General features: G+C 75.6%; 10 protein-coding genes and 1 pseudogene. 8 read left to right on the forward strand and 3 right to left on the reverse strand.

From position 1 onward, the window contains the following. Positions 1-52: 52 nt before the first annotated feature. The 3 genes from PSR1_RS07550 to PSR1_RS07560 form a co-directional block, all read right to left on the reverse strand. Positions 53-2,656, reverse strand: coding sequence for a 1-acyl-sn-glycerol-3-phosphate acyltransferase (locus tag PSR1_RS07550; RefSeq protein ID WP_059437002.1), 2,604 nt, complete (start codon positions 2,654-2,656; stop codon positions 53-55). An 88-nt stretch (positions 2,657-2,744) separates the two neighbouring features. Further along, positions 2,745-3,494 (reverse strand): HEAT repeat domain-containing protein, encoded by a 750-nt coding sequence (locus PSR1_RS07555; RefSeq protein WP_059437003.1) that lies wholly within the window; start codon positions 3,492-3,494, stop codon positions 2,745-2,747. A 66-nt stretch (positions 3,495-3,560) separates the two neighbouring features. Then, positions 3,561-4,517, reverse strand: a complete 957-nt coding sequence (locus PSR1_RS07560; RefSeq protein ID WP_059437004.1) for a DnaJ C-terminal domain-containing protein — start codon at positions 4,515-4,517, stop codon at positions 3,561-3,563. A 105-nt stretch (positions 4,518-4,622) separates the two neighbouring features. Here PSR1_RS07560 and PSR1_RS07565 point away from each other — a divergent pair, with 105 nt between their 5' ends. The 8 genes and pseudogenes from PSR1_RS07565 to PSR1_RS07600 all read left to right on the forward strand — a co-directional run. Then, on the forward strand, positions 4,623-5,285 hold the full coding sequence (locus PSR1_RS07565) for a hypothetical protein (protein WP_237757864.1): 663 nt from the start codon (positions 4,623-4,625) through the stop codon (positions 5,283-5,285). A 1-nt stretch (position 5,286) separates the two neighbouring features. Further along, positions 5,287-5,766 carry a ribosomal protein S18-alanine N-acetyltransferase gene (rimI, locus tag PSR1_RS07570; protein WP_059437006.1) on the forward strand — a complete coding sequence of 160 codons (480 nt, stop codon included), beginning with the start codon at positions 5,287-5,289 and terminating at the stop codon, positions 5,764-5,766. Between the two features lie 67 nt (positions 5,767-5,833). Next, complete coding sequence (locus PSR1_RS07575; RefSeq protein WP_059437007.1) at positions 5,834-6,928, forward strand: quinone-dependent dihydroorotate dehydrogenase; 1,095 nt, start codon at positions 5,834-5,836, stop codon at positions 6,926-6,928. A 185-nt stretch (positions 6,929-7,113) separates the two neighbouring features. Next, positions 7,114-7,572, forward strand: coding sequence for a hypothetical protein (locus PSR1_RS07580; protein WP_059437008.1), 459 nt, complete (start codon positions 7,114-7,116; stop codon positions 7,570-7,572). 2 nt (positions 7,573-7,574) lie between these two features. Further along, complete coding sequence (locus tag PSR1_RS07585) at positions 7,575-7,922, forward strand: phasin family protein (protein WP_059437009.1); 348 nt, start codon at positions 7,575-7,577, stop codon at positions 7,920-7,922. Positions 7,923-7,927: 5 nt separating this feature from the next. After that, positions 7,928-8,614 carry a lytic transglycosylase domain-containing protein gene (locus PSR1_RS07590; RefSeq protein WP_059437013.1) on the forward strand — a complete coding sequence of 229 codons (687 nt, stop codon included), beginning with the start codon at positions 7,928-7,930 and terminating at the stop codon, positions 8,612-8,614. Between the two features lie 59 nt (positions 8,615-8,673). Next, positions 8,674-9,306, forward strand: a complete 633-nt coding sequence (locus PSR1_RS07595) for a radical SAM protein (protein WP_059437010.1) — start codon at positions 8,674-8,676, stop codon at positions 9,304-9,306. Between the two features lie 146 nt (positions 9,307-9,452). Continuing rightward, positions 9,453-9,774 (forward strand): annotated as a pseudogene (locus PSR1_RS07600) (hypothetical protein); the annotation flags it as partial.

A 9,774-nucleotide genomic window follows, 5' to 3' on the forward strand; every position in this document is an offset into this window, starting at 1 on the left:
GTGGCGCAGAGTAACGCGAGCACGGGTCCGTGGGGAAGGGGCGGAACGCTTCTCACATCGCCAGATGCGGAGCGATTCCGTCCATGATGGCGCGGAGTTCCGCGGTCGACGACGGCCCGGCGAGCCTCAGCTTGCCCGCCTCCTCCGCGATGACGCGCTGCGAGATGAGCCACTCCAGCGCGTTCTCCAGCGTGGCCTTCGAGACGGCCTCGCGGACGGCGATCCGGCCGGACAGGAACTCGCCGCGGCCGCGCTCCATCGCCTCGCGGACGAGCGCGCGGCGGTCGAGCGGCGCCTGCCGCGGCGCGTCGGAGCCGAGGGCGGCGAGGGCGGCCGCCGCGGCGAGGTGGTACGCCTCGAGGTAGGCCCGGACCAGGTCGGCGAGGAAGGCGAGGGCGGTGGTCTCGGGGCCGGGCAGCACCCGGCCCGCGGCGCAGTCCACCGCCCGCACCCGCACCAGGAACGCGAGGTTCGACTCGAAGATCTCGTCGAAGCTCGCGCCGCTCCGGTACATGAACTCGAGCTTGAACAGCCGCGAGAGCCACAGCGCCCGCTCGCGGACCTCGGCGGCCGCCGAGCCGCCCGGCCCGCCGGCGCGCGCCGCGGCGGCCACCAGCGCGGGCGCGACGTAGCGGTGGATCACCGCGTTGCGGTGGTAGTCGAGCAGCGGCCGCTTCTCGTCCACCACCTGGTAGATGGTGTCGCCCGCCGCCACCTCCACCCGCACCAGCCCGTCCTGCGCCAGCCGCCGCACCGCGTCGGCGATGGGGCCGGCCTGGCGCGGATCCGAGGGCGCGCCGGCGAGGTCGCGCGCGAAGCGGGCGCCGCCCTCGGCCGCCACGTAGCGGAGCAGCTCGACCCGCCGCGCCACCTCCTCGGACCCGAGGCCGCGCCGCACGTGCGAGAGCAGCGCCGCGGACACGAGCCCGACCGGCGTGATGGTGACGGCGCGGCTGATCCCGTACGCGATGCGGTTGGCGAGCCCCTGCACCAGCTGCCGCTTCGCCTCCGCGGCCTCGCCCGCCCCGGCGGCGGCGGCGGGCGCGGCGCGCCGCTCCGCCTCGCCGCCCCAGGCCTCGTCCACCGCCAGCGAGGCGGCGCGCGCGCCCAGCCGCTCCGCCGCCAGCTGGCGGAGCGAGATGGGCGTCTCGAACTGCACGTAGAGCCGCTCGTAGCGGCGCAGGAGCACGCGCGCCGCGCCGAGCAGGCCGCGCAGGCTCTCCTTGCGCTTCTCGCCGCCGGCCAGCTCCTTCGCGTAGCTGGAGGCCTCGATGAGCCGCTCGTAGTCGATCGCCACCGGCACGAACAGCACGTCGTCGGCGGCGCCGTCGAGCCAGGCGTCCACCTCCATCGACACCAGGCCGGTCTTCGGGAACAGGAGCTTGCCGGTGCGGCTGCGCCCGCCCTCCACGTAGAACTCCTGCGGGAAGCGATCGCGCAGCAGGTGCTTCACGTAAGCGCGCAGCACCGCGGTGTAGACGCGGTCGCCCTTCACCTTGCGCCGGATGAAGAACGCGCCGCCGCGGCGGGCGATCCCGCCGAACGGCCAGAACGCGAGGTTGATGCCGGCCGCGATGTGCGGGGGCGTCATCCCGTTCTCGTAGAGCAGCCACGAGAGCACGAGGTAGTCCACGTGGCTCTTGTGGCTGGGGCAGAGCACGATGGGCGCGTCGGCGGCGGCGCGGCGCAGCCGGGCCAACCCCTCGTCGTCCACCTCGACGCTGGTGTAGAGCCGGCGGAAGAACCACGACAGCAGCGTCCGCATCACGCCCACGAACACCGGGTCGTAGTTGCTCGCGATCTCGCGCAGGTCCTTCTCGGCCTCGGCCACCACCGCTGGCGCGGGGCGGCCGCTCCCGGCCGCGACCGCCTCGATGGCCGCGCGCAGCGAGCGGTCGCGCAGGACCTTCTCGCGCACGCGGGAGGGCGCCTTGAGCGGCGGGCCGACCGCGGTGCGGAACTCGCGGGCGAGGTGCTGGTGGAGCGCGCCGCGCACGCGCAGCGCCACCGAGGCGTCGGGCTCGGCGGCGCGCTGGGCCAGGTACTCCTTGAGGTCGAGCGCGCGCCCCACGTCGAACACCGCGCGCCGGAACGCGCGGAGGAACGCGATCGCGTTCGCGAGGGCGCTCGGCGACTCGGGCGAGCCGTAGAGCACGTCCCAGATCGACCCCTGCAGGCGCTGCGGCCGGCGGCTCCACACCAGCAGCACCGGCACGAGGAACACCGGCTGGAAGAGATCGCGCTGCTGCCGCACCAGCGCCGCGAGCGGGTCCCTCTCGGCGGCCGGCCGCCCGAGGAAGACGAGGCCGGACTCGCCGGCGGCCACCGCGTCCTCGAAGGCGCGGCGGGTCCGCCGGACCCGCGCCAGCCAGCCGGCGACGCCGTGGAAGCCCTGCGCGGCGCGGAGCGGCGGCAGGCCGGCGCGGCGCAGGAACCAGCGCAGGTAGAGGAAGCCGAGCAGGCCGGGCGAGCGCATCACGAACACCAGGCTGCCGCGCGCGGCGAGCGCGCGGAGCGTGGCGATCGCGTCCCGGGGGATCTTGACCGGCGCGAACCACCGGCCGAGCAGGCCGCCGCCCTCGCCGAGGCCGGCATCCGCGGGCGCGGACGGCGGCGGCGTCGAGCCGTCCGGCTGGGGATCCGAGGCCTTCGTCACGGCGCGCGAGTGTATTACAGCGGTGGCGGCTCGCGGGCGGATTCCGCCCGGATATCCCGTGCCTGCACGCCGGGCCGCGGGTCGGCGATCACCCGCGCTTCTTCACCCGGCCCTCGCGGTCCAGGTAGAACGGCTCGACCAGCAGCGCCTCCACGCTGGGGCGGTGGCCCTTCACGTCCGCCCCGAGCCGCGCCAGGGTCTCCAGCACCTCGCCCCGCACCCGCGCGTTGTCGCGGTCGCGCAGCAGCAGCTGGATGAGCGCGTCGCGCGCCGGCTCGCTGGGCGCGCGCCCCGAGAGCACGCGGGCCGCGCCGATGCGCACGTCGTCGGAGAAGTCCTCAAGCAGCGGGAGCAGGGCGGCCTCGAGGCCCGCGTCGGCCTCCGGCCCGGCGTGCTCGGCGAGCCAGGTGAGCAGGACCAGCTTCTTCTCCGGGTCGCGCGTGTAGGAGCGGGAGAGGCGCGCCAGCTCCTTCACCACGATGTCGATGACCTTCTCCGGCGGCGCGATCTGCGCGAGCACCCGCAGGCCCCACGCGATCCCGGACTCCTGCTCGCGCAGGAACGCCTCCACCGGCCCGAGCGCCTCCTGGCCGGCGGCGACCAGGATCCCGCGCGCGGTCTCCTTCTCCTCGTCGTCGGTGATGCCCGGCTCGGCGCGGACGGTGAAGCGCAGGCAGAGCGTGCCCAGCGCGCCCGGCGTGGCCAGCTCGCCGAGCTGCTCGATCACCTTCTGGCGGTTCTCCGGCGGGCCGTAGCGCTCGGTGAGCTTCTTCGCGAGCTTGCGGAGCTGGTTCTGCTCCCGCTCCTCCTTCGACCCGAACAGATCGAACAGTCCCATCCGACCTCCGAAACCCCCGCTCGACCCGCGTCCGGCCCCCGCGGGAGCGGACGGAGGCACGAGGTTCTACAACGAGATGCCCGCCCGCGGATCGTCCTTGTACAGCTCGGCCAGCGGCTTCACGGCCTTGTGCAGCGCCGGGCCGTCCGGCGGCAGCCGCACCTGGACCACCGCGTAGAGGTCGCCGCGCGCCCCGCCCCGCAGGTCCGGCATCCCCTTGCCGCGGAGCCGGAGCTGCATCCCGCTCTGGGCGCCCGGCGGCACGCGCAGCCGCACCGGGCCCTCGAACGTGGGCAGCTCCACCTCGGCCCCGAGCGCGGCCTCGGGGATGGTGACGGGGAGGTCGAGGTAGAGGTCGCGCCCCTCCCGCCGCAGGTGCGGGTGCGGCCGCAGCCGGACCTGCAGGTACAGGTCGCCGGCGGGGCCGCCGTGGACCCCGCGCCCGCCCTGGCCGCCCAGGCGGATGCGCGAGCCGTCGGTGACGCCGGCCGGGATCTTCACGCGCAGCGTGCGGCCCTCCACGCGCAGGTCGCGCTCGGCGCCGAGCACCGCGTCGCGCAGGTCGATGGCGATCTCCGCCTCCGCGTGCGCGCCCTGCGCCGGGATCGGGCCCCGCCGCACCCGCCCGCCGCGCGCGCCGCCGAACAGGTCGCCGAAGATCGACCCGAAGTCGAACGCGCCGTAGTCGCCCACGTTCACGGTGGAGAAGTCGCCGAAGTCGAAGGGCATGCCGCCGTTCGGCGCGCCGTGCCGCTTCCACTGGCGGTACTGCTCGGCCTTCTTCTCGTCGAACCCGGAGCGCAGCGAGTCCGGCCCGAACTCGTCGTACAGCCTCCGGCGCTTCTCGTCGGAGAGCACCTCGAACGCCGCCGTGACCTCCTTGAAGCGCTCCTCCGCCGCCTTGTTCCCCGGGTTCACGTCGGGGTGGTACTTCCTGGCGAGCTTGCGGTAGGCGCGCTTGATCTCGTCCTGGGTCGCGGTGCGTGGAACTCCGATGATCTCGTAGAGGTCGCGCTCTGGCACGCGGGGAAACGTAACGCTCCCGGGCGGGAGGTCAAATCGCGGCGCCCCCGGGCGGCGCGCGCGGACGGGCTCCCCACGGCGCCCGCGCTGACTACAATGGGGCCCATGCTCCTCTCCCTGCTCCTCGCCGCGGCCGCGGCGGCCCCGGCCCCGCCGGCGGGCGCGCGCGTCGTCGAGCAGGTGGTGGCGGTGCTGCGCAACCCGGCCGGCGCGGCGCCGCGCCCCATCACGCTCACCCGGCTCGAGGCCGAGGCCCGCGTCGCGCTCGTCTCCCGCGGCGGCGCCGAGGCCGCGTTCCGGCCGCTGGACGCGGAGGTGCTGCGCGCCACCCTCGACTGGCTGCTCGACGAGATGCTGGTGGCGGACGAGTCGGCCCGGCTGCGCCTCGACGCGGTGGACCGCGAGGCGCTCGAGCCGGCGCTGCGGCGGTTCCGCGGGCGCTTCGCGGACGACGACGCCCACCGCCGGTTCCTCGCCCGGTTCGAGCTGGGCGAGGAGGACGTGGCCGCGTCGCTGGCCCGGACCCTGGAGGTGGAGCGCTACCTCGGCACGCGCGTGGGCCGGGGGGTGCGCGTCGGCGACGACGAGGTGGACGCGGCGCTGCGGGCGCGCGGCGCGGCGGCGCCGTCGCGGGAGGCCGTCCGCGCCGGGCTCGCCGAGGAGCGCGCCCGCGCGCAGGCGCAGGCGCTGATCCGCGAGCTGCGCGCCCGCGCCGAGATCCGCGTGCTCGATCCGGCGCTGCGCCGCGAGCCGGCGAGGGGGAGCTGACGTGCGCAGGCCGGCCGATCCCGCGCCCGAGCTCCGGTTCCGCCCGATGCGGACGGCGGACCTCGATCGCGTGGTGGACATCGAGAAGGACGGGTTCCGCAACCCGTGGTCGCGCCAGCTGCTCGAGCGCGAGCTCGGGCACGCGTGGTCGAGCACGCTGCTGGCAGTGGAGGACGGCCCGGGCGGCGAGGTGGTGCTCGGCTTCATCGTCTTCTGGCTGGTGCACGACGAGCTGCACGTCCTCAACATCGCGACCGCGCTCGAGGCGCGGCGGCGCGGGGTGGGGCGCGCCCTCATGCTGGAGGGGCACCGGATCGGCCGCGGCCGCGGCGCGGTGCTCGCCACGCTGGAGGTGCGCCGCTCCAACCTGCCCGCCATCGAGCTGTACCGCTCGCTCGGCTACCGGCAGGTCGGGATCCGCCCCGGCTACTACGCCGAGGAGGGCGAGGACGCGGTCGTGATGACCGCGGAGCTGGGGTAGGCGGCCGGCCGCGGCGGGCGGAGGCGGGCTGACAGGCGGCCCCCCGCTGGTGTAAGCAGGCCGCCCCATGCTCTGGCCAGCCCTGCGGTCCGTCCTGTTCCAGCTCGACCCGGAGCGCGTGCACCACCTCGCGCACTGGGCGCTGCGCCGCGTCCCGACCGCCCTGGCCCGCGCGCGCCGGCCTGCGCCCATCCCCGCGCTCGCCGTCCGCTGCATGGGGCTCGACTTCGACGGGCCGATGGGCCTGGCGGCGGGCTTCGACAAGGGCGACGTGGCGCTGCCGGGGCTCTTCGCCCTGGGCTTCTCGCACGTGGAGATCGGGACCATCACGCCGCGGCCGCAGCCGGGCAACGACCGCCCGCGCCTGTTCCGCCTGCCGGAGCACCGCGCGCTCCTCAACCGGATGGGCTTCAACAACGAGGGGATGGAGGCCTGCGCGCGCCGGCTCGCGGCGCTCCCCCCGGGCGCGCGGCTCGGGCCGGTCGGGATCAACGTCGGGAAGAACAAGGCCACGCCCAACGAGGACGCCGCCTCCGACTACCTCGCCTGCATCGAGTGGCTCCACCCGTACGCCGACTACCTGGTGGTCAACATCTCCTCCCCCAACACGCCGGGCCTGCGGCAGCTCCAGGAGCGCGACGCGCTGGACCGCCTGCTGCGCGCCTGCGTGCGCCACCTGGCGGAGCGGGCGCCGGGCAAGCCGCTGCTCGTGAAGCTCGCGCCCGACCTCTCCCCCGAGGCGCTCGACGAGGCGGTGGACGTCGCCATCGCGGCGGGCGCGGCCGGGATCGTCGCGACCAACACCACGCTCTCGCGGGCCGGCGTCGAGCGCCACCCGCGCGCCCCCGAGGCGGGCGGGCTCTCCGGCGCGCCGCTCGAGCGCCTCGCCACCGAGGTGGTGCGGCGCTGCTACGCGCGCGCCGCCGGGCGGGTCCCGATCGTCGGGGTGGGCGGGGTGATGGACGCGGAGGGCGCGTACGCGAAGATCCGGGCCGGCGCCACGCTGGTCCAGGCCTACACCGGGCTCATCTACGGGGGCCCCGGGTTCGTGGGCCGGGTGAACGCCGGCCTGGCCCGGCTGCTCGAGCGCGACGGCTTCAGCACCCTTTCGGACGCCGTCGGCGCGGACCACCGACAGGGCGGCGGGAAGGCGGCGGGGTAGGCAGGCGTTGAGACGTACGGCCGTCCCCAGCAGGTCGTTTACGTTCCCTCGTTCGGGAACGACCATGTAGGGGCCTGAAGGTTGACGCAGTGCGGTGGGGTCTTGAGACGCCTGACGCAACGCGTTACGGTCGGGGCAGATGGGGTGGCAGGAACGCCACGCCGGCCGAAACCCGGAGGTTCCACATGGCCGAGATGCAGAGGATCGAGAAGCTGAAGGTTCCGGAATTCTTGAGAGAGCCCCTCGAGGCGGCGCAGGTCCGCTTCGGCCAGATCGAGGAGGAGGCCCAGCGGGTGCTGAAGGACCTCATGGTCAGGGGACGTGCGGGGAGGAAGGACATCGAACACATCATGCAGCGGCTGTCCCGGCAGGACTGGAACCTCCCCGAGATGAAGCACCGGCTGGGGAAGCTCCGGGAGCAGGGGGTGGAGCGGGCGGCCGAGTGGCGGGGGAAGGCCGAGACGTTCCGCACGGAGGCGCTGGAGCGGGTGACGGAGCTCCAGACGCGCGCGGTCGCGTTCCTCGGCGTCGCCACGCGGGATCAGGTGGAGGAGCTGAGCCGAGAGCTGGAGCGCCTCGCGAAGCGCCTCGATCGTGCGGAGAAGGGTCGCCGCAACGCGAAGAAGGCCAGGGCGGAGGGCTAGCGATGCCGGACATCCAGAGCATGTTCAAGGACGCCTGGTCCAGCGCGCGCGCCGGGGTGACCGCCGCCGAGGCCGAGGCCGAGAAGGTGCTCGGCCGGATCGGCGTCTCGACCGAGGGCGTGCGGCGGCAGGCCCGCGAGCTGGGCGAGCGGATCGACCGCGAGCGGCGCGGGCTCGAGCGCGGCCTCGACGACGTGGTGCGCCGGGCGGCGAACCGCTTCCGCATCCCGACCCGCGACGACCTGGAGACGCTGCAGCGTCGCCTCGACGCCGTCGCCGAGCGCGTGGAGGCGCTGTCCCGGCGCGAGCCGGCGACGCCGCCCGCGCCGCGGCAGGAGCAGGGGGAATAGTGCGGATGCCGCGGCTCAGCGGGCTCCTCGGGGCCGCCCTGGCCATCACCGCGTGGGTGGTGGTCGCGGCGTTCCCGCGGACGCTCTCGCACGAGCCGCGGTCGCACCGCTCCGGCGAGCCGGACTGCGGCGCGACCGGGTGCGAGCCCGAGGCCGATCCGCTGGTCGAGGCCATCGACGCGCAGATCGCCGCGCGGATGCCCGGCCTCCCCGAGGCCGACCGCACCCGGCTGGCGAGCACCATCGTGCTCGAGGCCGAGGCGGCGCGGATCGACCCGCTGCTGGTGCTCGCGCTCATCGAGGTCGAGTCGTCCTTCGACGCCCGCGCGCTGTCCGGGGCGGGCGCGAAGGGGCTCATGCAGCTGCGCGAGTCCACCCTGCGCCGGGAGCTGGAGCGGGTGGGCCTGCCCGCGGGCGACCCGCACGATCCGGTGCTGAACGTGCGGGCGGGCGTGCGCTACCTGCGCCGGCTCCTCGACGCCTTCGGGCGCGAGGAGGTGGCGCTGATGGCCTACAACGCCGGCCCGAACCGGATCCTCGGCTACCTGCGCGAGGGCGCGATCCCGCAGCGCTTCCACGTGTACCCGCGCCGCGTGAAGGCGGAGCTGCGCCGGATCCGCCGCGACATCGGCGACGAGCGCCCCGCCGCGGCGGTGGCGGCCGCCGCCGCGCCGGCCCCGGTGGCCGAGTAGGGCCGATCTCGGTTACACCCTGTCCCCGTCCGCCCGGCGCCGCCGGGCGCCAGGCTCCCATGCGCGTCACCGAGATCTTCTTCAGCATCCAGGGCGAGGGCTCCCGCGCCGGCCGCCCGTGCGTGTTCGTCCGCTTCACCGGCTGCGACCTGCGCTGCGGCTACTGCGACACCGCCTACGCGTTCCACGGCGGGGTGGACATGGACCGCGCCGCCATCCTGGCGGAGGTGGCCCGGCACCCGGCGCGCTTCGTCTGCCTCACCGGCGGCGAGCCGATGCTCCAGCGCGAGCTGCCCGACCTCGCCCGCGACCTCGTCGCGCGCGGCTACGAGGTGGCGGTCGAGACGCACGGGCAGCGGCCGCTGGACGCGCTCCCGGCCGAGGCGATCCGGGTGGTGGACGTGAAGACCCCCGGCTCGGGCGAGGTCACCACCGACTTCGCCTACCTCGATCGCCTCCAGCCGCACGACGAGGTGAAGTTCGTGGTCTGCTCGGAGGAGGACTTCCGCTGGTCGCGCGAGGTGGTGCGCCGCCACGCGCTGGAGGGGAGGGTGCAGGTGCTCTTCTCGCCGGCGTGGGGGCAGGTGGCGCCGCGCGACCTGGTGCGCTGGATGCTGGAGAGCGGCCTCGACGCGCGCCTCTCGCTGCAGGTGCACAAGGTGATCTGGGGCCCGGACGTGCACGGCGTGTAGCGCCGCCCGCGGCCGAGCGGCGCGCTGGAATACGGACGCCCGCTCGCGCGTCCAACGGGCGATCGCGCAGTGCCCACCCTCACGCCGCCGCGCGCACGCCCGCTTCCTTGACGCGGCGGGCCGGGCGGGGCTAGCTAGGCGAACGGATGCGCCCACCCGCTCTCGCGCTCGCCGCCGCGCTCGCCGGCGCCGCCGGCCCCGCCTTCGCGGGCCCCGCCATCACCCTGAACGGCGTCCCCATCGACGGCGCGACCGGCCAGCGCTTCGAGGGCGCGACGGTCGTCATCGACGATCGCGGCGACGTGCACATCGAGGCGCGCGGCTACGCGGCGCGCCCGGCCGGCGACCCCGCCCCGCGCAGCGCGCCCGTCGCGGCGGTGGGCGCCGCGGCCGCGGTCGCCGCCGCGAGCGCGCCGGCCCGGCTCTCCCACCGCTACTTCCTGGTCACCGAGCACGCCCAGCCCGGCG

The sequence above is a fragment of the Anaeromyxobacter sp. PSR-1 genome (genome assembly GCF_000964525.1).
Lineage (GTDB): Bacteria > Myxococcota > Myxococcia > Myxococcales > Anaeromyxobacteraceae > Anaeromyxobacter.

Bases quoted from the DNA above. Each gene is read 5' to 3' on its own strand.
- PSR1_RS07555 (WP_059437003.1), bottom strand. From the start codon at position 3,494: ATGGGACTGTTCGATCTGTTCGGGTCGAAGGAGGAGCGGGAGCAGAAC.
- PSR1_RS07565 (WP_237757864.1), top strand. From the start codon at position 4,623: ATGCTCCTCTCCCTGCTCCTCGCCGCGGCCGCGGCGGCCCCGGCCCCG.
- PSR1_RS07575 (WP_059437007.1), top strand. From the start codon at position 5,834: ATGCTCTGGCCAGCCCTGCGGTCCGTCCTGTTCCAGCTCGACCCGGAG.
- PSR1_RS07580 (WP_059437008.1), top strand. From the start codon at position 7,114: ATGGCCGAGATGCAGAGGATCGAGAAGCTGAAGGTTCCGGAATTCTTG.
- PSR1_RS07585 (WP_059437009.1), top strand. From the start codon at position 7,575: ATGCCGGACATCCAGAGCATGTTCAAGGACGCCTGGTCCAGCGCGCGC.
- PSR1_RS07590 (WP_059437013.1), top strand. From the start codon at position 7,928: ATGCCGCGGCTCAGCGGGCTCCTCGGGGCCGCCCTGGCCATCACCGCG.
- PSR1_RS07595 (WP_059437010.1), top strand. From the start codon at position 8,674: ATGCGCGTCACCGAGATCTTCTTCAGCATCCAGGGCGAGGGCTCCCGC.